The sequence below is a fragment of the Desulfuromonas versatilis genome (assembly GCF_019704135.1).
GTDB classification, from domain to species: domain Bacteria; phylum Desulfobacterota; class Desulfuromonadia; order Desulfuromonadales; family NIT-T3; genus Desulfuromonas_A; species Desulfuromonas_A versatilis.
Map to the genome: position 1 here is coordinate 2,023,099 of NZ_AP024355.1, position 22,196 is coordinate 2,045,294.

22 protein-coding genes are annotated in these 22,196 nt (G+C 54.3%); all 22 read left to right on the plus strand.

Going from position 1 to position 22,196, the window contains the following annotated elements; all coding sequences use genetic code 11:
- Positions 1-96: 96 nt before the first annotated feature.
- The 22 genes from wecB (at position 97) to accB (ending at position 22,118) form a co-directional block, all read left to right on the plus strand.
- Positions 97-1,242, plus strand: coding sequence for a non-hydrolyzing UDP-N-acetylglucosamine 2-epimerase (wecB, locus tag DESUT3_RS08870; protein WP_404827040.1), 1,146 nt, complete (start codon positions 97-99; stop codon positions 1,240-1,242).
- Between the two features lie 32 nt (positions 1,243-1,274).
- Positions 1,275-2,663, plus strand: coding sequence for an oligosaccharide flippase family protein (locus tag DESUT3_RS08875; protein WP_221252124.1), 1,389 nt, complete (start codon positions 1,275-1,277; stop codon positions 2,661-2,663).
- Between the two features lie 25 nt (positions 2,664-2,688).
- Complete coding sequence (locus tag DESUT3_RS08880; RefSeq protein WP_221252125.1) at positions 2,689-3,768, plus strand: glycosyltransferase family 4 protein; 1,080 nt, start codon at positions 2,689-2,691, stop codon at positions 3,766-3,768.
- Positions 3,752-4,921, plus strand: a complete 1,170-nt coding sequence (locus tag DESUT3_RS08885) for a glycosyltransferase family protein (RefSeq protein WP_221252126.1) — start codon at positions 3,752-3,754, stop codon at positions 4,919-4,921. The genes DESUT3_RS08880 and DESUT3_RS08885 overlap by 17 nt, the downstream gene beginning before the upstream one ends.
- A gap of 58 nt (positions 4,922-4,979) precedes the next feature.
- Positions 4,980-6,155 (plus strand): glycosyltransferase family protein, encoded by a 1,176-nt coding sequence (locus DESUT3_RS08890; protein WP_221252127.1) that lies wholly within the window; start codon positions 4,980-4,982, stop codon positions 6,153-6,155.
- 91 nt (positions 6,156-6,246) lie between these two features.
- On the plus strand, positions 6,247-7,419 hold the full coding sequence (locus tag DESUT3_RS08895) for a glycosyltransferase family 4 protein (protein ID WP_221252128.1): 1,173 nt from the start codon (positions 6,247-6,249) through the stop codon (positions 7,417-7,419).
- A gap of 74 nt (positions 7,420-7,493) precedes the next feature.
- Positions 7,494-8,627 (plus strand): glycosyltransferase family 4 protein, encoded by a 1,134-nt coding sequence (locus DESUT3_RS08900; RefSeq protein ID WP_221252129.1) that lies wholly within the window; start codon positions 7,494-7,496, stop codon positions 8,625-8,627.
- The gene (locus DESUT3_RS08905; protein ID WP_225911662.1) at positions 8,624-10,030 is read left to right on the plus strand and encodes a sugar transferase; all 1,407 of its coding nucleotides are present in this window, start codon (positions 8,624-8,626) and stop codon (positions 10,028-10,030) included. The genes DESUT3_RS08900 and DESUT3_RS08905 overlap by 4 nt, the downstream gene beginning before the upstream one ends.
- Positions 10,031-10,044: 14 nt before the next feature.
- Positions 10,045-10,827 carry a prepilin peptidase gene (locus tag DESUT3_RS08910; protein WP_221252131.1) on the plus strand — a complete coding sequence of 261 codons (783 nt, stop codon included), beginning with the start codon at positions 10,045-10,047 and terminating at the stop codon, positions 10,825-10,827.
- Positions 10,828-11,186: 359 nt separating this feature from the next.
- Positions 11,187-11,393, plus strand: a complete 207-nt coding sequence (locus tag DESUT3_RS08915) for a helix-turn-helix transcriptional regulator (protein WP_221252132.1) — start codon at positions 11,187-11,189, stop codon at positions 11,391-11,393.
- Positions 11,394-11,471: 78 nt separating this feature from the next.
- Entirely contained in the window at positions 11,472-12,530 is a 1,059-nt protein-coding gene (gene pilM / locus DESUT3_RS08920) for a type IV pilus assembly protein PilM (RefSeq protein WP_221252133.1), read from the plus strand.
- Complete coding sequence (locus tag DESUT3_RS08925; protein ID WP_221252134.1) at positions 12,527-13,087, plus strand: PilN domain-containing protein; 561 nt, start codon at positions 12,527-12,529, stop codon at positions 13,085-13,087. Before pilM ends, DESUT3_RS08925 begins: the two co-directional genes overlap by 4 nt.
- Positions 13,088-13,103: 16 nt before the next feature.
- Positions 13,104-13,685: a type IV pilus inner membrane component PilO gene (gene pilO, locus DESUT3_RS08930; protein ID WP_221252135.1), complete on the plus strand. Its 582-nt coding sequence runs from the start codon at positions 13,104-13,106 to the stop codon at positions 13,683-13,685.
- A 20-nt stretch (positions 13,686-13,705) separates the two neighbouring features.
- Positions 13,706-14,239 (plus strand): pilus assembly protein PilP, encoded by a 534-nt coding sequence (locus DESUT3_RS08935; protein WP_221252136.1) that lies wholly within the window; start codon positions 13,706-13,708, stop codon positions 14,237-14,239.
- A gap of 88 nt (positions 14,240-14,327) precedes the next feature.
- A complete protein-coding gene (pilQ, locus tag DESUT3_RS08940; protein WP_221252137.1) occupies positions 14,328-16,832 on the plus strand; it encodes a type IV pilus secretin family protein in 2,505 nt (834 codons plus the stop codon).
- Between the two features lie 177 nt (positions 16,833-17,009).
- A complete protein-coding gene (locus tag DESUT3_RS08945; RefSeq protein ID WP_221252138.1) occupies positions 17,010-17,549 on the plus strand; it encodes a shikimate kinase in 540 nt (179 codons plus the stop codon).
- Positions 17,522-18,625 carry a 3-dehydroquinate synthase gene (aroB, locus tag DESUT3_RS08950; RefSeq protein WP_221252139.1) on the plus strand — a complete coding sequence of 368 codons (1,104 nt, stop codon included), beginning with the start codon at positions 17,522-17,524 and terminating at the stop codon, positions 18,623-18,625. Before DESUT3_RS08945 ends, aroB begins: the two co-directional genes overlap by 28 nt.
- Positions 18,626-18,637: 12 nt before the next feature.
- Positions 18,638-19,621: a tetratricopeptide repeat protein gene (locus tag DESUT3_RS08955; protein WP_221252140.1), complete on the plus strand. Its 984-nt coding sequence runs from the start codon at positions 18,638-18,640 to the stop codon at positions 19,619-19,621.
- Positions 19,614-19,973, plus strand: a complete 360-nt coding sequence (locus DESUT3_RS08960) for a roadblock/LC7 domain-containing protein (RefSeq protein ID WP_221252141.1) — start codon at positions 19,614-19,616, stop codon at positions 19,971-19,973. Before DESUT3_RS08955 ends, DESUT3_RS08960 begins: the two co-directional genes overlap by 8 nt.
- An 11-nt stretch (positions 19,974-19,984) precedes the next feature.
- Positions 19,985-20,422, plus strand: coding sequence for a type II 3-dehydroquinate dehydratase (gene aroQ, locus DESUT3_RS08965; protein WP_221252142.1), 438 nt, complete (start codon positions 19,985-19,987; stop codon positions 20,420-20,422).
- 22 nt (positions 20,423-20,444) lie between these two features.
- Positions 20,445-21,521 carry a M24 family metallopeptidase gene (locus DESUT3_RS08970; RefSeq protein ID WP_221252143.1) on the plus strand — a complete coding sequence of 359 codons (1,077 nt, stop codon included), beginning with the start codon at positions 20,445-20,447 and terminating at the stop codon, positions 21,519-21,521.
- 105 nt (positions 21,522-21,626) lie between these two features.
- The gene (gene accB / locus DESUT3_RS08975; RefSeq protein ID WP_221252144.1) at positions 21,627-22,118 is read left to right on the plus strand and encodes an acetyl-CoA carboxylase biotin carboxyl carrier protein; all 492 of its coding nucleotides are present in this window, start codon (positions 21,627-21,629) and stop codon (positions 22,116-22,118) included.
- The last annotated feature ends 78 nt before the right edge of the window (positions 22,119-22,196 follow it).

The following is a 22,196-nucleotide window of genomic DNA, read 5'->3' on the forward strand; positions in this document are numbered from 1 at the left end:
ATCCGGGATCTGACATCCGTCAGAGGCAAAATGGTTTTTTCTTCCGCGCTCTGAATATCCCCTTGCTTTGTTAAATACTTGAAGAGGTATGTCTTGTTGAAGGTTTTGTCCGTTTTTGGAACACGGCCCGAGGCGATCAAGATGGCTCCCGTTGTGAAGGCACTGAGGGACCACCCGGAATGCTTTGACAGTCTGGTTTGCGTGACGGCGCAGCACAGGCATATGCTCGATCAGGTTTTGTCCCTGTTTAAAATTTTTCCTGATGTAGACCTGAATCTTATGAAGCCAAAGCAGGATCTCACTGATATTACAGCAAATGTTCTTGTTGGCATGCGTGATGTACTCCGAGACCTGCGCCCCGACTTGGTGCTGGTGCATGGTGATACCACCACGGCCCTGGCAGCCGGTTTGGCTTCATATTATGAAAAAATCCCGGTTGGACACGTAGAGGCCGGACTGCGTACCAAAAACATCTACTCCCCCTGGCCTGAAGAAATCAACCGTCGTCTGATCGCTGGTATCGCGTGTTTGCATTTTGCCCCTACCGATCAGGCGCGTGAGAACTTGTTGCAAGAAGGTGTCTCCCCATCCAAAATTCATGTCACTGGCAATTCAGTCGTTGATGCGCTGTCTAAGGTAACGGGCCTGATTAAATCCGACCCCGCTGTGCAAAAATCACTGGCCGAAAAATTTTCTTTTCTGGACCCGCAGGCAAAGCTGATCCTGGTTACAGGGCATCGTCGTGAAAATTTTGGCGATGGGCTCAAGGACATCTGTCGGGCATTGGTTGATCTTGCAAGCTGTGACGGTGTGCAAATCATTTATCCGGTGCATTTGAATCCCCAGGTCCGTGATCCCGTGGTTCGGCTACTGGGGGGATGCGCCAACATACATCTCATCGAGCCGCAAGAGTATTTGGCATTTGTCTATCTTATGATCCGATCAGATCTGATTCTCACCGACTCCGGCGGCATCCAGGAAGAGGCCCCATCTCTTGGCAAACCTGTTCTCGTCTTACGCCATACCACCGAGAGGCCCGAAGTGGTGGCAAGTGGTGCAGTTCGTCTGATCGGGACAGATCCGAGTGCCATTTTTCGGCATGCGACCCACATGCTCTTCCATTCGGGTTTGGACAGATCTGAAAACGTTGCGTATAACCCCTATGGGGATGGCAAAGCCAGTGAGCGCATTGTGGCTGTGCTGATGAAGGGTTTAAGCGACCACCGCGCTGAGGGGCAGTAACGCCTCCTCATTGCTGGAAGGTAAGGGCGGCCATGGGCCCGGGAAAACATTCAACAGCCTCTTCCCCACTCGCGTGGGTCATATCAACCTTGGCCTCCTCGCGCAAGGCGGTAGAGGATGTTATCATCTCTGCTGCGCCTCAGGCTTTTAAAGCGTTTTCCGGAATAATAATCTCGGTTCTGATGGCCCGTGGCTTAGGGGCGGACGGAATGGGGGAGTATGCCTTAGTAATGAGCGTTTCAAGCTTTATCCTTGGCCTGTCAGATCTGGGTATCGGGCAAACAGCCATTCGCTTTGCCTCGCGAGCCGCCGGGCAGGGAAATGTAAAGCTTCAGTTGGCTGTTCTGTGCTGGAGTTTTCACCGGCGCATGTTTGCCGTCCTGTTGCTATGCGTGGCGGGCTTTTTCATTACTCCATTGGTCGTCGAAAAGCTTTGGCATGTAGACCATTTGACCCCCTTGGTGCGCTTGAGCCTGTTGATAGCGGTTTTTGGTGCCATCGCTGCAGTCCCGATCATATATTTCCAGTCCATCAAACGTTTTAAAATGAGTGCCTTGGTCGGGATCGGTCAAACACTTCTATTGCTGGTGGGGGTGTCGCTACTCGCTTATCTGGGCAATTGGTCGGTTAATGGGGTTATTGTCGTTACCATCCTTGCATCGGCCTTTAGTTCCGCCATTTCTGTTTTTCTGGTGCCCAGGTCAATTTTTTTCAACCCGATGGAGGGGCGGGGGGGGGCGGCCGGGAAGGGGAAACTGAAAAACTTCTGGCTGGTTCCTGGCACGGCCTCTTCAGGGTCAGAAAATCCAGGGGTTTTCGATGGCCAATCTTTTGCCTTTTTTATGATGCTCTCATCGGTCACGGTTCTTTTGACCATGAGGGCAGATGTCTGGCTGATGGGCCTTTTTCTAGATACGAACCAAATAGGCATCTATAGTGTCGCTACTAGACTCACTTTGCCACTGGTTATGTTGTTGGGGGCCCTCAATACCGCCCTTTGGCCCAGGGCATCATCGTTAATATGCCGGGAAGAAATCAAAAAACTGCTCAGAAAAACCTTCGGAATCAGCGTGGCCATCGCTGTGTGTGCGGTGGCTTATTCCATAGTCGCCCCCCTGTTTATTCCCTGGGTATTCGGTTCGGCGTATGAAGGGGGTATTTTGCTAGCCCAACTGTTGTGCCTCAGATATTGTATTTCGATTCTGGTGTGTCCTGTCGGCGTGATTGGCTACAGTTTCGGAATGGTTAGCGTCTACTGGTGGATAAATCTTTGTCAATTGATAGTTGTTGTGGGAATCAATATCCTGCTTCTGCCGAAAGTTGGTGTATTGGGCGCGGCTATCGCACTAATTTTAAATGAAGTTATCGGGCTTTCTTTGATTCTAAACAATATCCGGGAAAAGTTGAAGACCATATCGTGATGGATGCCTTTCCCATGGAGACCGGTTGGCTGGAGTCGAAATCGAAATTGGTATGAAGGTACTTTTTGTCGCACAAAAATACTATCCCCATATTGGCGGGGTTGAAAAGCATCTTCGAGAACTTTCAACAGGATTGTTGAGAGATGGTCATACCGTCACCATCATTGTGAGAAAGCACAAAGACTCGCTTAAGAATTTCGAAAAGGTTGCGGGTGTCGACGTCATAAGATTGAAAAACAGCACCAAGGGAGTTGCGGGTAGGTTCAGCAATTGTCTCCGGGTTTTAATGAAATTGCCGGCCTTTGTAACAGCGGATGTTGTTCACTTTCACGATTACAGCGCTATGTGGTCTTGCGCCCCCATTGTATTGTTTTTAAAGCTGATTTGGAAAAGGGTTTTCATTACCTTTCATGGATGGGAGGGAGTTTTTCCTCCCAAGAAAAATGTCATTTTTAAAAGAAAAATCTGTGAAAAAATAGCCGACGGCAATATTTGCATCGGTCATTACATAACTAAATGGTACGGTACCAAACCAGACTATGTGATTTACGGAGGGGTGCATCAAAACACTGGTCCGACCGACCAGGGCAATTATGCCGTGTATATCGGAAGGTTGGCCTCGGATACAGGGATATTCACCTATTTAAAGGCTTGGGAAAAAATAGCCAAAGAAAATGATAATCTCAGTCTCATCATCTGTGGCGATGGGCCCTTGCGGGAAGAGCTTGAAGGCTATGCTTGTCGGAATAACCTGAACAACATTGAGTTTAAAGGGTTCCTTGTAGAAACCGAGGGGGTCCTCAGAAATGCAAAAATCGTCTTGACATCAGGTTATCTAGGAATTCTTGAGGCATTTTCCATGGGAAAGCCGGTTGTTTCCGTTTTTGACAACCAATTGAAAAAAGATTATTTAGAAATGATACCGCATTCCCGGGAGATGATGTGGATCGCCCAAGACAGTGATGAGGTTGCGGACTGTATCAATGCTTTGTTATTGGGTCAGTCAAAAACCAGGCCGGCCTTGTCGTTTGCGCAGGAAAATAGCTGGGAACGCGTGAAGAGTTCCTATTGTGACCTGTGGGGGTGGCATGATAATCATCTGTGAACCGCAATGTTCCGGTTTTGAGCATGTTCCGGTAAACAGTGCATTGATAACCACGGTAAAGAAGGCATTTTCCGATGAGAAAATCCTTTTCCTGGCGGAAAAAGATCACCTTGAACAAGTCAGAGAAAACCTTTCCGACCGAGGGCTTGGCCACATAGATTTCGTGCCTGTTGCCATTGCGAACAGGCAAGGCCCCAAAATTTCGAAGGTCGTGCCAGACTTCAAGCTTTGTTATGAAGTTTTCAAACTGGCCAGGAGAAATAAGGTTCGGAGGTTGTTGTTCTGTTCAACAACGACCTCATTCCTGTATGCAATTAAACTGTTGCAGCGATTGTATGACGACTTGAGATGCATTGTTGTTCCTCATGGAATTCTGTCTTCGGTAACCCAGTGGCCCCAAAGGCGGATCCTTGGATATCCAATGTGGTTTCGCAATGCCCTTTTATGGTTTGACACGGGCCGCCTCAGATATTTGGTTTTGGGGGAATCAATAAGGGCTGCCCTGGTACAGCGATTCCCCAGGCTTGGCCCCCTGGTTTTCTCAATTGATCATCCCTATTTTTTCCAACCGCCCGAATCAGAAATTCTCAAAATAGATAGAGGCCTGACCTTTGGGTTTCTTGGTGTTGGGGTAAGGGCCAAGGGGATCGATTTGTTTTTCAAACTGGCCAAAGAAGTATGTTATGGTCGCGGTAACTCAAAAACACAATTTACCCTAGTCGGTTCATTGGTCGATAGGGATATCGATGATTTTGCCTCCAGTGCCATTGTGATGCCTTCGCCAGACCAACCGCTAAGCCGGGCGGAATTTTGCACCCGCGCAAAGGCCATTGATTACGCTCTTTTTTTTTTAGATCCAGCCGAGTATGAACTAAGAGCAAGCGGAACCTTGTTTGACGCGTTCGCCTTTTTAAAACCGATCATTGCGATTGAGAACCCCTTCTTCGATTATTATTTTCGGAAAATGGGAGACATTGGCTATCTCTGTAAGGATTATGAGGAAATGAAATCCGTTGTCCAAGAGCTTGTTAATAAGCCAGCGACCGATCGGTATTGCCGGCAGCAACATAACATTGCCCGTTGGATAAGAGAATTTAACAATGAAAATCAAGCCAGGAAGTTCGCTGAGATTGCAACAGGCATTTGGGACTGAATCGATATGAGTTACCGGAACGCAACGATTTCGGTTGTATTTTCTCCAGGCGATTGAAATGAAGATGTGGATGTTTGTTGACCCCGGTGTTTATGCCCACTCTGGATATTCCCGCCGGGTCAAGTTCGAGATTCAACTATTACGCCAGGTATTCGATGAGATTACCTTGTGGGTCCCCTTTGGGGTTGACGGTCTGGAAGAATATGAAAGCCTTGCCCAAATAAGAGACGTTGGCGCATTCCGCCCATTTTTATTGAACTTCAGAACATACACAGGCATATTTAATAATTTCACCTTGCAAAATCAACCTCCCGACCTTATTTACGTGCAGAACCTACAAGTTGCCAATCTTATTGTTGGCCTGGTAAAAGCCAGTAAAATTCCACTTATTTTTGATTATCATGGTCTGGTCTCAAAAGAGTACGCGATGAATGAGGTCGGCATTAAGAAGTTTATCGGTAGTAACTATTACAACATATGTGAGTCGAGAAATCTAATAGGCGCGTCTTTAATTACGGTTGTGTCGGAAAATTTTAAAAAATACCTGTTAAACAAGTACAGTGATCTCCAAGAAGAAAAGATTGTTGTCCTGCCGATGCTGCCTGGTCTCGATTTTTTCTGTCCAACTGGTCAAGATTTTCCTGATGCAGCTGGAAGAGAAGTGTTCCAAAAAATTAAAAATAACCCTGGTCCCAACTTTTGTTACATTGGTCAGAATCAGGAATGGCAACTTAGTGAAGAGACACTCGACTTCTATCTATCAGTAGAAAATGAATCAAACAACTGCCTGCTGACAATTTTGAGTCATGACCAGGGGGAGTTTCGGAAATTGGTATTAAACAAAGGTCTGAAAAATGTATTGCTTTACAGTGCCCAGCATAAAATAGTACCTCATTTCTTGGAATTGATGGATTATGGTTTCGTGTTGCGTAAACCCTGTATGGTCAATTATGTGGCTTCACCGACAAAGGTTCTTGAGTATCTTTCCTCCGGTGTCCTGCCCATTTACACCGAATCTGTCGGAGATTTCTCGGTTGCGTTGACTGCGGTCGGAGTTGGGAAACAGGTCTCTTATAAAAACCTCCTTAAGGGGAAGGGCAGAGGCATGGAATTCGCAAAAGTCAGTGAAAAAAGCAGGGAAGAAGCAAAAAGGTTTGCATCGAGCTATGTTGATCAATACAGAAGCAATTATCTTGACCGGGTTTACCGCCTTGCGTCCGGCGGGACGCACTAATTGTCCCTTTTGGAGTTAATAAATCCTGGCATTTTTACAATGAAAATACCTTTCGAATGAAGCACATGCCAAAATAATGAAGATTTGCCTATTGAACACCTTGTATCACCCCTACCGAGTAGGTGGCGCGGAAAAATCCGTGCAGGTGATTGCCGAAGGCCTTTTGGCCCAAAACCATATACCCTTTGTGATTACTGTGGGGGAGACAGACAGGGTTTTCTCTGTCGGTGGTGTCAAGGTCTATTCACTGAAGTACACCAATCTGTATTGGCATTATCGGGACTCCCTGCAAAAAAGAGTGCTTAAGCCGTTTTGGCATTTGTTTGACATTTACAATCCCGTTATGGCCCACAAGGTCGGGAGAATTCTTGATGCAGAGAACCCAGATGTGGTTCATACCAATAATCTCGCAGGATTTTCAGTAGCTGTTTGGCCAGCGATTGAAAAAAGAGGTATTCCATTTGTCCATACCATTCGTGACCACTACCTGCTTTGCATTATGGGGATGTTTAGGAACAGGAAGAATTGCCGATCCCAATGTGGAATCTGTCAAACCTATGGATGGTTGCGGAAATATTTTTCGAAAAGAGTTAAATATGTAGTGGGAAACAGCGATTTCATTCTCAAGCAGCATGTTGAGAGCGGTTTGTTCCTCAAGGCCAAGTCGTGGGTTGTATATAACGGCTACAGGGCCAGCGGTTCTTCAATTCTCCCAACACCCAGACCTGATCGAGTTAGGTTTGGCTATCTCGGGCGCATCACTCCGATTAAGGGGATTGATTTGCTTCTTGCCGCCTTTAATCGGTTGAACGAACCGGATACCCAATTGCTTATTGCAGGGGAGGGTAATGAACGTTATCTTCACAAGCTGAAGAAATTGGTTTCCTCTACTAAGGTACAGTATCTTGGTTATGTTAAGCCAGAGGACCTTTTTAATCAAATCAATGTATTGGTGGTGCCTTCTCTGTGGAATGAGCCCCTTGCCCGGGTCGTTTATGAAGCTTATGGCCACGGGATCCCCGTGATCACATCCGATCGAGGAGGGCTTCCGGAAATTGTAGAAGAGGGGAGAACCGGGTTTGTTTTTGATCCTGAAAAACCGCTGGCACTTGTGTCAAAAATGAAAAAATTTATAGAAGATAAGTCTCTCCCAGGGCGAATGAGAAAAGACTGTCTCAGGAAAGCTCAAGATTTCCTGCCAGAGAAAATTGTGGAAAATTATATTGAAGTGTTCCAGGCCGCGGTTAATAAACATCTAAATTAGTTCGGTTAAAGCGTACATTGTAATGGGGCCAAGGGGCCTTTCATTTCCGTTTGTTTTACGTTTTGGGAAAGATAATGCTTAATAGATTAAAAGTTGCACTCGTCCATTACTGGCTAGCGAATATGCGCGGTGGGGAAAAGGTCCTCGAAGCTTTATGTGAGATTTTTCCTCAGGCGGATGTCTACAGTCTTGTAGTTGACCCTGATTCAATTTCAGACAAGATCACCAGCCATAACATTCGCTCCTCCTTCGTTCAAAAAATTCCCGGTGCACTAAAGCACTATCAAAGCCTCCTCCCGCTCTACCCCATCGCCCTCGAACAGTTCGACCTGTCCGGTTACGACTTGGTCATTAGCAGCGAGTCCGGCCCGGCGAAGGGGGTCCTGACCCGGCCCGAAACCTGCCATATCTGCTATTGCCACACCCCGATGAGATACCTTTGGGACATGTACCATGACTACCGCCGCGATACGGGGTGGCTGAAACGGCTGGCCATGGTGCCGCTTGCTCATTATCTGCGGCAATGGGATCTGGCCTCTGCCTCCAGGGTCGATTATTTCGTTGCCAATTCCAGGCATGTGGCCCGACGGATCAGCAAACATTATCGGAGAAATTCCGAGGTTATTCATCCTCCAGTAGCCACCGGAGAGTTCGGTCTGGCCGACGAGCAGGGTGACTTTTACCTGATGGTCGGGCAGTTGGTTAAATACAAGCGCCCCGACCTGGCGGTGGAGGCATTTTCGCGTCTTGGCAAGCCTCTGGTTGTGATCGGAGAGGGGGAGGAACTGGGACGGCTCAAAGGGCTGGCGGGCCCTTCAGTGAAGTTTCTTGGCCGCCAGCCTTTTTCGGTAATCAAGGATCACTATGCCCGCTGCAGGGCGTTTATCTTTCCCGGGGAGGAGGATTTCGGGATCACTCCGGTGGAGGCTCAGGCCTCCGGTCGACCAGTGATTGCCTTCGCCCGCGGTGGGGCTCTCGAGACGGTTGTCGACGGGGAAACAGGATTTTTTTTCGCCGAGCCTACGGTTGAAAGCCTGAATGAAGCAATTTTGAAATTCGAAACCCTGGCGGATAGCTTTGATCCTCGCCGTATCCGCGAACATAGTCTTGCTTTTGACAAGTCCGTTTTCAATGAAAAAATCAGGAGCTTCATTGATGCCCGCGTTGCCGAGCATTTTGAAAAGTTCCGGGGGGCTGGCTCGAAGTGAGGCGGCAAATAAGGATATTTTTCAGTCTGGTCGCCGCTGACCTGCTGGGGCTCTCGATGGCGGTGGTCCTGGGTGTGACCTTCCGCCAGCTCGTTCTGCCTCATCTTTCCAATATTTTTCAAACCGATCCTGCATGGCGGGTTGAATACCTCTGGCTTTTGGTGATCGGCGTTGGCGTTTTCGCCTATGACGGTCTCTACTGGCGTCGCCATACCGCCTGGGAGGAATTGCGGCACCTGTTGCGCAGCGTTTCCATTGCCTTGATCCTGTTTCTCGCCGTCATGACCATCATGAAGCGGGGGGCCGATGTTTCGCGTCCCGCCCTGATTATTGCCTGGATTGCCGCTCCCGGGATTCTGGTCGGCTTGCGGATCTGGGTCAAGCGGCACCTGCTGGCCAGAAGTTCTTTCTGGCCTCGGCGGATTCTTGTTGCCGGGGCGGGTGCCGAGGCCGCCCGGGTTGCCAGTCATTTGAAGCATTTTCCTGAGTTGGGATATGAGCTGGTTGGCTATCTGGGCAGTGAAGCAACGGCCCCGGGCATGCCCGGAACACATTATGGGGCGCTGGACGATCTGGAGTCGGTGGTTGCCTCCCAGCGCATTGATGAATTGATCATTGCCCTCCCGGGAGAATCCCGTATCACGCAGTTCGATTTATTGAAGCGAGCCGAGGGGCTTGTCCCGCGGGTTTCGGTACTTCCGGAGCTTTTTGACGCGGACAAGCTCAATGTCGACGTGGAGAAGGTTGAGAGGTACTTTTTTCTGTCCTTCCAGAACAATTTAATGAAGAGGTCGAACCGGTACCTAAAAAGTGCTTTTGAAATATTGACAATTCTGGTAACTGTTCCTTTTTGGGGAGGGATGCTACTCGCCCTGAGTGTGGCAACCAAGGTGACTTCTCCCGGTCCAGTGTTTTTTCGGCAGAAACGGATTGGCGCCGGCGGAGGGGATTTCTGGTGCTATAAATTTCGCACCATGGTGATTGACGCTGATGAGCGGTTAAGTCGATACCTTGCCGAAAATCCTGCGGCTCAACGGGAATGGCTGGCCGAGCGGAAGTTGAAGGATGACCCGCGAATCACCCCGATCGGCCGTATCCTGCGAAAAACGAGTCTTGACGAGTTGCCCCAGATGTTAAACGTCCTCATGGGAGAAATGAGTCTGGTCGGCCCTCGCCCCATAGTTGTGGACGAAATCGAAAAGTATGGAGATTACTTTTCCTACTATAAGGCGGTGTGTCCGGGCATATCCGGCCTGTGGCAGGTGAGTGGGCGAAACGACATCGACTACCAGCAGCGGGTGATGCTCGATACTTTTTACGTTCGAAACTGGTCCCTCTGGCTTGATTTCATGATTTTGCTGAAAACCATTCCTGCCGTACTGAAAAAAGACGGCGCCTATTGATTGGAGAATCCGCTTTGCCCCCCATCTACTATCTCGCCCTCGGCTTCGCTTTCACCCTCGGCGCCTGTATAGGCTCCTTTCTCAACGTCTGCATCTACCGCATCCCCGCCGGCGAATCGATCGTATCGCCGCCGTCGCGCTGCCCGAATTGCGGGGCGGGGATCCGCTGGTATCAGAACATCCCCATCCTCAGTTATCTGCTTCTTGGCGGCAAGTGTGCCTCGTGCAAAGTACGGATTTCTCCACGCTACCCTTTGGTCGAGGCCCTGACCGGCCTGCTCTTTGTCCTGGTGCTTTATTATTTCGGCATCAGTTGGGCAACCCCCGTGTATTGGCTGTTCGTTGCGACGCTGGTTGTCATCACTTTCATCGATCTGGATCACCAGATCATCCCCGACGTGATCAGCCTGCCGGGGATTCCGATCGGTTTTGCCTGCTCCTTCGCCATCCCCTGGATCTCCTGGAGCGACTCCCTGCTGGGAATCCTTATCGGGGGGGGGAGTCTGTTTCTGGTGGCATTCGTTTACGAACTGTTGACCAAGAAAGAGGGGATGGGGGGCGGGGACATCAAGCTGCTGGCCATGCTGGGGGCCTTCCTCGGCTGGAAGGCGGTGCTGCCGATCATCTTTATCAGTTCGCTGTTGGGTTCGCTGGTCGGGGTGCCGGTGATGCTGCTCAAGAAGGCTGACAGCAAGCTGGCGATACCGTTCGGGCCGTTCCTGGCTGCCGGGGCGCTGATCTTCCTGTTCTGGGGAAGGGCCATAATACACTGGTATCTGTCATTTTTTGTCACCTAGGCCAGGTTTAATTCCGGACACGAAGTCGCTTATATTCCATGTGTTTTCAGATGTTTAGGGAGGCTCTTGGCAGGCTCTGCGCTTCTGGCGGGGCAGATGCCTCCGATTTTTTTGGGTCTTCCCTAGTCAATGGTACCCACCCGTTAAGCAAATCTGTTCTCCCTCCAAAGAGCTAAAAATCTTTCCCCAAGATGTTGTATGATTGGCTTCGCCTAATCCCATGATCTAGTGTATTCTCAGCGATGGGCGAGTAAGTTCCCGAGATCCTGTGGTATTTTCCATTTAAATTGCTTGACACTAGATTTAATAGACATATAATTATGCCTAATTTGGGTATATGTATGCTACCGGGTGTTGCGATGGAAAAAAATCAGGTTAAGAAGATTCGCGAATCGCTGCTGATGAGCAAGGCCGAACTGGCCCGCAAGGCCGGGGTTTCGCCGCTGACCGTGGATCGCATTGAAAGCGGCGCCGCCTGCCGGATGGCCACCAAACGGAAAATAATCCTCGCTCTGGGGCTCAGTCTGGGCGATCGGGAAAAAGTTTTCCCGGAGCACGAGGGCTAACTGGTACGGGCTTTGCTGTTACTGGTCAGCAACATTCAGGCAAGGATGCTTTTAAACCTCTGAGTCAGGGTCCTGCAGATGCTATTCAAGGGCAAAAAAGACGTAATCGGCATTGATATCGGCTCGAGTTCCGTCAAGTCGGTGCAACTCAGGGAGGTGAAGGGAGGATACCAGCTGGTCGGGCTGGGGAACTATCCGCTGCCTCCCGAGGCCATCGTCGACAATGCGATCATGGACTCGAGCGCCGTGGTCGAGGCCATTCGCAACCTGGTGGAAAGCCAGAAGATCAAAACAAAAAACGTCGCCACCTCGATTTCGGGCCACTCGGTGATCATCCGCAAGATCCAGTTGCCCATCATGACCGAGGAGGAGATGGAGTCCTCCATCCAGTGGGAGGCCGAGCAGTACATTCCTTTCGAGATCTCCGAGGTCAACCTTGATTTTCAGATCCTCGGCCCCGACGCCAAAGACCCCTCGCAGATGAATGTCGTCCTGGTGGCTGCCAAAAAGGAGTTCGTCAACGACTACGTGGCTGTGTTTAGCGAGTGCGGTTTGAACCCGGTGGTCATGGACATCGACTGCTTCGCCATTGAAAATGCGTTCGAGGCCAGCTACGGGACCGCCGCGGAGGGAATCGTTGCCCTGATCAATATGGGGGCGGGAGCCATGAACGTCAATATCCTCAAGGAGGGGGTTTCCGTCTTCACCCGCGACATTCAGGTCGGCGGCAATATGTTCAACGAGGAGATCCAGAAACGTCTCGGCCTCAGCGGCGAGGATGCCGAAAGGGTCAAGCTGGGAGCAGAGTTGGAAGACGTTGACCCCGACGAACTGCAGGAGGTCATGCAGGACTCGGTGGAAACGCTCTGCCAGGAGGTTCAGCGCTCCCTGGATTTTTTCTCGGCCACTTCGGCCGACGAAAAGGTTCAGAAAATCTTCATCACCGGCGGGGTATCCAAGGCCACACAGGTCAAGGAGTCCCTCGAGCAGCGGCTGGGGATCCCCGTCGAGGGGATGGATCCTTTCCGGCAGATCGTGGTGGACGAAAAGAATTTTGACATGGAATACATCAAGGCCATCGGCCCGCTGTTCACGGTGGCGGTTGGCCTGGCCATGAGGAGGTTGGGCGACAAATGATTCGTATCAATCTTTTACCGGTCAGGGCGGCCCAGAAAAAAGAGCAGCTCAAGGGCCAGTTGGTTATCCTGACCCTCGCCTTGATCGCCGTGGCAGTCGGCTGCGGAGGTGTGTACGCTTCCCTGGCTGGCAGGGTGAACGACGAAAAGGCCGCCATCGCTCAGAAAGAAGCTGAAATCAACCAACTGCGCAAGGCCATCGGCGAGGTCGCCCATTTCAAGAAATTGCAGGCCGAACTGCGCGGCAAGCTTGATGTTCTCGACCAGCTCAAGGCTGGCAAGTCGGGCCCGGTACATCTGCTCGATGAATTGAGCAGCGCCCTGCCCGACAAGCTCTGGATCCTTTCGTTCAAAGAGTCAGGTGGTGCAGTTAGTCTCACCGGGGTAGGCCTCAACGAAGAAACCGTCGCCCAGTTTCTGCGCAACCTCGAGGCTTCGCCCTACTACCAGAAAGTTGAACTTCAGGTCGTCGAACAGATGGTCCAGTCTGGCCTGAAAATGCAGAAGTTTAACGTGAATTGCCGGGTGGAAGCGCCGCCCAAGGCCCCGGAAAAATGATGAGGTGCATGGACTTATGAACCCTCGCCTTGAAAAAGTCCTGAAGCTGCCCGCCTACCAGCGCATCCTGATCCTGGTCGGGATCATGCTGTTGATTGCCGGGTTGTTCGTCTACCTGGTCTACCTGCCTATGGGCGAGGAGTATTCTCAGTTGCAGGAGCGCAACCGGACCCTGGAAGCCAAACTGCAGGAAGACCGGCGGATCGCCAACAACCTGCCCAAGTTCCGCGCCGAATACGAAAAGATGAAGGAACAGCTGGACGCTGCCCTGAGCGAGTTGCCAAACGAGAAAGAAATTCCCACTCTGCTGACCAGCATCGCCTCTCTCGCCAAGGAAAATGGCCTGGATGTGCTCAAGTTTCAGCCTAACTCCGAGGTCAGCAAGGGCTTTTATGCGGAAGTCCCGGTGACCCTGCGGCTTGCGGGCTCTTACCACGAGGTCGGCCTGTTCTCCGATGCGATAAGCAGGTTGCCGCGGATTGTCAACCTTAACAACCTCAGCCTGAGCACCCCCAAATCCGAGGATGGCCGGACCCAGTTGTCCGTCGATGTTCTGGCTACCACTTTCCGGTTTATTGAAGGCTCTACCAGCAAGTGATGCGGAAGAGGAATTTTGACATGGTCCGAAAGTTGTTGCTAATTGCCGTGGCAGCTGCGGCGGTTTCGGGGATGCTGCCAGGCTGCGGCGAGGAATCGCCGCCACCCGCGCCGGCTCCGGCTCCGAAAAAGGTGGTCGCCAAGCCGGAACCACAACCTGCCGGCGCAGATGTCGAGGTGGTTCAGGAACCGCCCGCACCGGTGTATGCCTATGACCCTTCGGGGCGGCGCGACCCCTTTACACCGCTGCTCGAGGTAAAAAGGCCGATGGCTGTTTCGGACGAGCCCCTGACGCCCCTGCAACGGTTCGACCTCAGTCAGCTGCGGTTGATCGGGGTGATCATCGGCAAAGGCGAACCCCGGGCCATGGTCGTGGCGCCTGACGGCAAATCCTTCATCCTGAAAAAAGGGATCAAGGTCGGCAAGAATGACGGCACTGTTGCCGCCATTACCAAGGATGGAGTCGAAGTCGAGGAGCGCTACTACGATTTTTCTGGTGAAGTGAGGAGAAGCATCCAGGCAATCCAACTTCCTCAGCGAGAAGGAGTTGAGTAAAATGCGGCTATTTGGGCATGTGAAAACGAGGGCGACGCTTCGAGGCCTTTTCTCCTGGGGGCTGGCACTGGCTCTGCTATGGACGGCTGTGGCCTCGCCGGTCCCGGCTCGGGCCGAAGAGGGGGGGCAGGGGAAGAACAGGATCCTCGGCATAACCGCCGATGCGGACAAGACCCAGCCTACCATCAACATCCAGACCAAGGACCCGGTCGGTTATCGCTACACGGTCTACGACTCATTTGACCCGATCCGGGTGGTGATCGATTATCCCAACATGGACGTGGCCGGGGTCGGTCAGGTGGTCGCCGTGAACCTGCCCGGGGTTCAGGAGGTCCGCATCTCCTCCCACGAACTTGCCACCGGCCAGTTGGGCAGGGTAGAGATCCTGCTGGAGAAGCCTGCCGGCTACAACGTGCACCTTTCGGGGACCAGTTTCCGGGTGACCTTCTCCGGGGCCCCGGCCAAGCCGGCGGTTCAGGAGACAGCCCTCGCCAAACCGCAGATTGCCGCGCCGGTGGCCGCAGCCCCTGCCGGGGCTGCAACCGCTGCCTCGGTGGTTAAATCGGTGGATGTGGAACCGGGGCGCGCCACTTTGTTTACCGATGGGATCCTCGAGGACTTCAAGTTTTTCAGCCTTAGCGCCCCGCCCCGACTGGTGGTGGACCTGTTCGGCGTAAAGCCTGGATTCGCCGAAAGAGCCTTCAGTTCTGCCAACGGGTTCTCGCAGATCCGGGTCGGTACCTATGATAACCGGACCCGGTTCGTTTTCGATGCCCAGGGTGATCAGCTGCCCCGGCATGACGTCCTGCAGCAGGACAGTGCCGTGCAGGTGACCTGGGAAGGAACCGGCGCCCCGATCAGCCCGGCGCCTCGGCCCGCAGGCACCTCGGTGTCGGTGGAGGCGGTCGATTTCCAGGTCCGCGGCGGGCGCTCCGTTTTCACCGTGACCCTCTCCGGGCCCGCCCAGGTTACCGAGACCGTTGCCAGGGGGGACATCGTCCGCTTCGGTGTCAAAAATGCCTCCATCAGCAGAGCTCTGCGTCGGATTATCGACCCCTCCGCGTTTCCCAGTTCGGTGCGGATGATCACCCCCTATACCGTTCAGGAAAAAGGGGGACAGGAAGTGCGTTTCGCCGTCGAATTGAAGGGGCCGGTTCCCTACTCGCTGCAGCAAGAGGGTAATAACCTGGTGTTCTGGGTTGACAACGGGGCATTCGCCGAGGTCTCGCCGGCCCCGCTGAGCACCGTGACCGTCCCGGTCGCCCCTGCGGTTGCTGCGGGCGTCGCGCCGGCTATCCCCGGAGTTACCGCGGCGCGGCCGATTGTTCCGGCCGCCGCACCCGTTGCCCCTCGGCTCGAACCTGAGGCGGTGGCCATCCCCAAGGCCGTCTACACGGGTCAGAAGATCAGCCTGGTTTTTGATGATGCCGATATTCGCAAGATTCTTCAGCTTATCGCCGAAGTCAGCGAACTGAACATCATTGTTTCCGATGAGGTCAAGGGCACCATCACCCTGCGGCTGATCGACGTGCCCTGGGACCAGGCCCTTGACCTGGTGATGGATATCAAGGACCTCGGCATGCTGCGCGAGGGGAACGTGGTGCGGGTATTGCCTAAAGGCAAAATCCGGGAAATGGAAGAGGCGAGGTTCACCGCCGCTCGCACCAAGGAGAAACTTGAAGACCTCTCGACCAAGGTTATCAGCGTCAGCTACTCGGATCTGGCCAATGTCGCCGCCCCCAGCCGCGAACTGCTTACCGAGCGGGGCAAGATCACCGAAGATAAGCGCAACAAGCAGTTGATCATTACCGACGTACCCGCCGCGGTCGGCGAGGTCGTCAAGCTGGTCAAGATTCTCGACACCCCCGAGCGCCAGGTGATGATCGAAGCACGGATCGTTGAAGCCAGCTCCACTTTCAGCAGGGATGTCGGTGTGAAATGGGGTATTTCCTCCGGTAAAACCGATGCAGATCCCAATTTCAACGTGGGCCTGGGCGGCAGTTTCCTGATTTCTCCTCCTGCAGCAGGGGCGGTCGGCGCTGCCGGTCTGGGCTCCGGCATCACCTTCGGTCAGGTAGGCATCGACAGCACTGTGCTCGACCTGCGCATCTCGGCCCTCGAATCGGCCGGGCAGGGCAAGGTCATCTCCACACCGCGGGTATCGACCCTCAATGGCGGAGAAGCCAAAATCAGCCAGGGGACCAAGATTCCCTACGTCTCCTCCGACGGCGACAGCGTCAAGACCGAGTTCGTCGATGCCAACCTCGAGTTGAACGTCAAACCGGTTATCAACCCCGACAATAGTATTATTCTCGATATCGAGGCCACCAACAGCAGCATCGGCACCAACGTCAGCGTGGGGGTCGGCAGCGCCCCGAGTATCGATACCAAGGAAGCCAAGACCAAGGTGCTGGTACGGGACGGCGAAACCACCGTAATCGGCGGGATTTTCGTTGAATCGGAAAATTCCAGCGACGCCGGGGTGCCATGGCTGATGGAGATCCCGATTTTGGGGCATCTGTTCAAATCCCGCAACGATTCCAACCAGCGCTCCGAACTGCTGATCTTCATTACCCCGCGCATCGTTCAATGAGGTGCTTGCCCCTCTGGTGCAATGAGGGTATCATCCCAAGGACAGGCTCCGGCCTGTCCTTTTTTTTCGCCGGAGACCTGTTCGAATCCTGGCGGTTGGAGAAGCGGGCCGGCGGCGGTGGCCAACTTTGGTAGGCAGGTGTCCCTTCGTAAGAAGGGGGTTGCAGGGACGATCCGTATGGAAACAATGACCCCGAATATCGTCCTGGTCGGCTTCATGGGGGCCGGGAAGACCTCGGTCGGCAAAGCTATTGAACAATTGAAGGGCTACCGTTTCGTCGATCTCGATCAGGTTATTGTCCAGATCTGCGGACGGTCCATCCCCGAGATCTTTTCCCTCAGAGGAGAGGAGGCTTTCCGCCAGCTGGAATCGGCCGCTCTTCGCTCTCTGCAGGGGGTGCGGCGCACGGTGCTCAGCACCGGAGGTGGCATCGTCGGCCGCGCCGAAAATTGGGAGACCATGCACCGATTCGGTCCGGTGGTCTATCTGGAGGCGGATTGGGCGGTTTTGCAAGAGCGCATCGGGCAGGGCGAGGGACGGCCGCTTGCCAGCGCCGAGGGCGGCTGGGAGAAGGTCATGGCCCTGTGGGAAAAACGGCTTCCGCTTTATCTGCAGGCCGACCTGAGAGTTGACTGCAGCCAGGGCAGCCCGGAACAGGTCGCTTTGGCGGTTCTCGGCAAACTGAACGAATGGAGTGGCACTTGGTGGAAAAAATAACAGTTGGCCTTGGCGAAAATTCTTATCCGATCTGGATCGGGGCGGGTATCCTCGAGCGGCTCGGCGAGGCGCTTCAGAGCGTAAAGTTTCCCCGCAAGGTCGCCGTGGTCACCAATCCCACGGTGGCCGGCCATTACGGGGAGCGGGTGCTGGAGAGCTTGGCTGGCAGCGGCTTTATCGCCAGAACGGTGGTCCTGCCGGATGGGGAGGAGCATAAGAACGCGCAGACCCTCATGTCGATCTATGATGAGCTGATCCAAGGCGGCTTCGACCGCAGCAGCGGTCTGATCGCCCTGGGGGGCGGGGTCATCGGCGACATGACCGGTTATGCCGCCGCCACCTTCCTGCGGGGTATCCCCTTTGCCCAGGTCCCTACCACCCTGCTTGCCCAGGTTGACAGCTCGGTGGGGGGGAAGACCGGGATCAATCACCCTCTTGGCAAGAATTTGATCGGGGCCTTTTACCAGCCGCGCCTGGTGCACATCGACGTGGATACCCTGGCCACTTTGCCCCCCAGGGAATTTGCCGCGGGAATGGCCGAGGTGGTCAAGTACGGAATCATCCGCGACCGGGAGTTTTTTCTGTGGCTAAATGACCGGCGTGAGGCCTTGAAGGGGCTGGACCCGGGCAGTCTGATCACCGCGGTAATGAAATCTTGCCAAATAAAAGCGAATGTTGTAGAAATTGACGAAAAAGAAAGCTCTTTACGGGCTATTCTCAATTTCGGACACACCTTCGGCCATGCCGTGGAAACCCTTTCCGGCTACAGTGAATTCCGGCATGGCGAGGCCGTGGCCATCGGCATGATTGTTGCGGCAAGGATTTCCCAAGAACTGGGTCTTTGCTCCCAGGAGGACGTCGATGCGCTCCGGACCCTGCTGCTTTCCTTCGACCTGCCCGTCGAGGCGCCGCGATTCCCCCTCGATGACTACCTGGACGCCATGGGGCGGGACAAGAAAGTCAGGGAAGGGGTACTGCGCCTCATTCTCAACCGGGGCATCGGCGATTGTGAAATCAGGGCCGTCAACGATCCCCGCAAGCTGGTCGCCGCTGCCTTGACCTCTGAACCCCGATAAGTAGGTGGAATCATGTCAACAAAACCTTCCGATGCCTCCCTGTTGTCGAAAATTGCCGGTTACACCGAAATTCTCGCCAAGGATTCCAAGTCCACGGTATTTGTCCCGCTGGCTGAATGCTATCGGAAGATGGGGATGCTCGATGAAGCCCTCGAGGTAGCTTCGCTGGGTACCCGGGCCATGCCCCGTTTCAGCCCCGGATTTACGGCGCTGGGCCGCATCCAGGCGCAACGCCAGGATCTGTCTGCGGCTCTCGGAGCTTTTGAAAAAGCCCTGGAGATTGACGGTGACAGCCTGGTGGCCCTGAAAAGCATGGCCCGGGTCCTGGTTCAGTTGGGCAGGAAAAGCCGGGCCAGGGAATTGTTGGAGAGAGCGGTGAGCCTCGATCCAGGCGACGAGAACGCTCTCAAGATGCTCCAGGCCCTGGGCGGGCCGGTTTCCCCCGACCCTGAAAAGAAGCAGCAGAGCCCTGCTTCGCCTGCCCCCCCGGCCAAATTCCGTCCCGTCCCGCCGCGCCGTGGCCACGAATCCGAGGATGAGCAGGGATTGGAGACCGTCGATCCCATCACCACAGCCACCATTGCCGACATCTACATCAAGCAGGGTTTTCCCCGGCGGGCGATGAAGGTCTATCGCGACCTGCTCAAGGCCGATCCCCATAATGCCGATATCCGGGCCCGGCTGGTAGCCTTGAAGCGCCAACTGGATGCCGAAGATTCAGCCATGGAGTCGGCCGGAGAGTCTTCAACGGTTCTCGAGGGGGAAAACCTGGAGCCCATCCCTGGTCCCGTTGCCTCGGGCCGGGAGGAAAACATCGCGATGGCGGAGGTGCCGGCCGTTGACCCGGGGCCTGAGATTGCCAGTTCCCTGGGAGCCTTCGCACCTGGCAGTGAACAGCCCGAACCTGCAGCAAACGCTGAGGGGCTGATTGCTGCCCGGATCGCTGCGCTGCAGGGCTGGCTGAATGCAATCGCCATGAGGAGAGCCCATGTTTAATGCGATTTTGAAGACGATTGTCGAGGGAACCGGCGGCGGCATCGGCGCCGTGTTGATGGGGTACGATGGCATTGCCATCGAGCAGCATTTCGAACCCTGCGAAGGAATCGACCTGCACCTGGTGGCGGTGGAATATGCGAACATCCTGAAGGAGATCAAAAAGGCCGCGGTAGTGCTCAATATAGGTTTCATGGAGGAAGTTTCCATTCGCACCGAACGCTTCCTTGTCGTGATCCGAGCCCTGTCCGATGAGTATTTTGTCGCCCTGACGCTCAAACGCGACGGCAATTTCGGCAAAGCGCGCTACCTTCTCATGAAAGAGGCGGGCAGCCTTCGGGAAGCCCTCGCCTGAAAGTACTTCCCATGCGAATTCTCGTCCTGCACGGCCCCAACCTCAACCTTCTCGGCACGCGTGAACCTGAGGTTTATGGGCGCGACACCCTCGAGGACATCAACGATAGTCTCCGCCAGTTGGGTGCCGAACTCGGCGCGCACCTGGACTTTCTCCAGTCCAACCACGAAGGGGTGCTGATCGACAGGATTCACCATGCCCGGGATGAGCAGGTTGCCGGCATCCTCATCAACCCCGGGGGATTGACCCACACCAGCATCGCCCTGCGTGACGCGGTTTCGGCGGTAGGCATACCCACGGTCGAGGTTCACCTTTCCAACATCCATGCCCGGGAGGCCTTTCGCAGCCACTCCTTTCTTGCCCCGGTGGCGATCGGTCAGGTATGCGGCTTCGGAGCAGACGGCTACCTGCTTGCTTTGCGCGGACTTTTGACTAGATTAAAATCTTAATAATTGAGAGTAAAATCAAATTATGCTAAAAGACGGAGCACCGCGTACTGCCGGTATTCTTGACCAGGGCGGGTTGGACGCTATTGTCTTTTTGAACCTGTCCAACATACGCTACCTCTGCGGATTCACCGGTACCGACGGGGCCCTGGTAGTTACCCCGGGCCGCAACTGCTTTCTGACCGACTCGCGCTACACCACGCAGGCTCGCGGTCAGGTTTGCGTCGAGCAGATTACCGAGTACCGCCTGAAGATTGACGGCATTGTCGACTGTCTCCGTGCTGTGGGCGCAAAAAAGGTCGGCTTCGAGGCTGAAACGATCACCTTTGCCACCCTCGAGGAACTTCGTGAGAGGTCGGGGGAGGGTATCGAATGGGTACCCCTCGCCAAACAACTCAAGACCCTGCGTTCCATCAAAACTATCGATGAAATAGAAGCGATGGAGAAGGCCGCAGGCATCTGCGCCGACGCTCTTGCCGAAGTCCTCCCCCTGATCAGGCCCGGGGCCATTGAACGGGACATCGCCCTGGCGCTCGAATTCGCCATCAAGCAGCGCGGGGCCGAGGAAAAATCCTTCGATTTCATCGTAGCCTCGGGTGAACGGGGGGCCCTGCCCCACGGGATCGCCTCCGAGCGGGCGTTGCAAGCGGGGGACCTGGTGACCATCGATTTCGGCGCGCGGCTGAATGGTTACCATTCCGACGAAACGGTCACCCTGGCGCTGGGAGACGTTCGCCCCGAGCTGCGGAGGATTTTCGACACCGTGCTCGAGGCCCATGACCGGGCCCTGGCTCTGATCAAACCTGGGGTGGCCCTGCGCGAAGTCGACGCGGCGGCCAGGCAGTACATCGCCGATAGCGGTTACGGGGAGTATTTCGGCCATGGCCTCGGGCATGGCGTCGGACTCGAAGTCCACGAATCCCCGGTGGTGTCGCCGCGTGCCGATACGGTGGCCGAGGAGGGGATGGTATTTACCGTCGAGCCTGGCATCTATGTCCCCGGGCTTGGGGGCGTGCGGATCGAGGACATGGTCGCCGTCACGTCGAGCGGCGCCCGCAGGCTGACGAGAATACCCAAGGATTATCGCGTGCTGGCCGTCTGAAATGGCCGGGGTTGGCACGTAATCACTGTCGTGGCGGGCTGGTCCGAGGTGAACCGTTCGCCCGAATGCGAAAGCAGGCATTAAGACTACAGGAGGATACAGCTAATGGATATCAAGGACATCAAATCTCTCATCAAGATGGTGACGGAAACAGACATCACCGAGTTTGAAATGGAAAGCGCGGACGAGAAAATCGTCATCAAGCGCGGCAAGGAGCAGGAGGTCATTCACGTTCAGGCTCCCCAGGCCTACATGCCTGCTTCCGCCATGCCTGCCGTGGCCCCGGCACCCGCCGCAGCTCAGGCTGCCGCGGCCAGCGCACCTGCCGCTTCGCCCGCCAAGCCGGTCAACGACAAGCAGGAAATCATCACCTCGCCCATCGTCGGTACCTTCTACCGCGCTCCCTCGCCCGATTCGGATCCCTACGCCCAGGTAGGCACCGTGGTGGAAAAGGGGCAGATTCTCTGCATCGTCGAGGCCATGAAACTGATGAACGAGATCGAAGCCGAGTTCAAATGCAAGGTGGTGGAGATCTGCAAGGAAAATGCGGAGCCGGTTGAATTCGGCGATGCCCTGTTCGTGGTGGAAAAGCTGTAAGGGCCAGTGAGAAGTGAGGAGTAGGGAGTGAGGAGCGAAGGGCCACGAGCCCGGACCGCGAACTTTCTCCAGTCTCAG

What these genes read in the sequence shown, in the direction of transcription:
- DESUT3_RS08945 (WP_221252138.1), top strand. Translation starts at nt 17,010, where the DNA reads ATGGAAACAATGACCCCGAATATCGTCCTGGTCGGCTTCATGGGGGCC.
- DESUT3_RS08875 (WP_221252124.1), top strand. Translation starts at nt 1,275, where the DNA reads ATGGGCCCGGGAAAACATTCAACAGCCTCTTCCCCACTCGCGTGGGTC.
- DESUT3_RS08935 (WP_221252136.1), top strand. Translation starts at nt 13,706, where the DNA reads ATGGTCCGAAAGTTGTTGCTAATTGCCGTGGCAGCTGCGGCGGTTTCG.
- aroB (WP_221252139.1), top strand. Translation starts at nt 17,522, where the DNA reads ATGGAGTGGCACTTGGTGGAAAAAATAACAGTTGGCCTTGGCGAAAAT.
- DESUT3_RS08885 (WP_221252126.1), top strand. Translation starts at nt 3,752, where the DNA reads ATGATAATCATCTGTGAACCGCAATGTTCCGGTTTTGAGCATGTTCCG.
- aroQ (WP_221252142.1), top strand. Translation starts at nt 19,985, where the DNA reads ATGCGAATTCTCGTCCTGCACGGCCCCAACCTCAACCTTCTCGGCACG.
- DESUT3_RS08925 (WP_221252134.1), top strand. Translation starts at nt 12,527, where the DNA reads ATGATTCGTATCAATCTTTTACCGGTCAGGGCGGCCCAGAAAAAAGAG.
- accB (WP_221252144.1), top strand. Translation starts at nt 21,627, where the DNA reads ATGGATATCAAGGACATCAAATCTCTCATCAAGATGGTGACGGAAACA.
- DESUT3_RS08970 (WP_221252143.1), top strand. Translation starts at nt 20,445, where the DNA reads ATGCTAAAAGACGGAGCACCGCGTACTGCCGGTATTCTTGACCAGGGC.
- DESUT3_RS08960 (WP_221252141.1), top strand. Translation starts at nt 19,614, where the DNA reads ATGTTTAATGCGATTTTGAAGACGATTGTCGAGGGAACCGGCGGCGGC.
- DESUT3_RS08890 (WP_221252127.1), top strand. Translation starts at nt 4,980, where the DNA reads ATGAAGATGTGGATGTTTGTTGACCCCGGTGTTTATGCCCACTCTGGA.
- DESUT3_RS08915 (WP_221252132.1), top strand. Translation starts at nt 11,187, where the DNA reads ATGGAAAAAAATCAGGTTAAGAAGATTCGCGAATCGCTGCTGATGAGC.
- DESUT3_RS08955 (WP_221252140.1), top strand. Translation starts at nt 18,638, where the DNA reads ATGTCAACAAAACCTTCCGATGCCTCCCTGTTGTCGAAAATTGCCGGT.
- DESUT3_RS08900 (WP_221252129.1), top strand. Translation starts at nt 7,494, where the DNA reads ATGCTTAATAGATTAAAAGTTGCACTCGTCCATTACTGGCTAGCGAAT.
- pilM (WP_221252133.1), top strand. Translation starts at nt 11,472, where the DNA reads ATGCTATTCAAGGGCAAAAAAGACGTAATCGGCATTGATATCGGCTCG.
- pilO (WP_221252135.1), top strand. Translation starts at nt 13,104, where the DNA reads ATGAACCCTCGCCTTGAAAAAGTCCTGAAGCTGCCCGCCTACCAGCGC.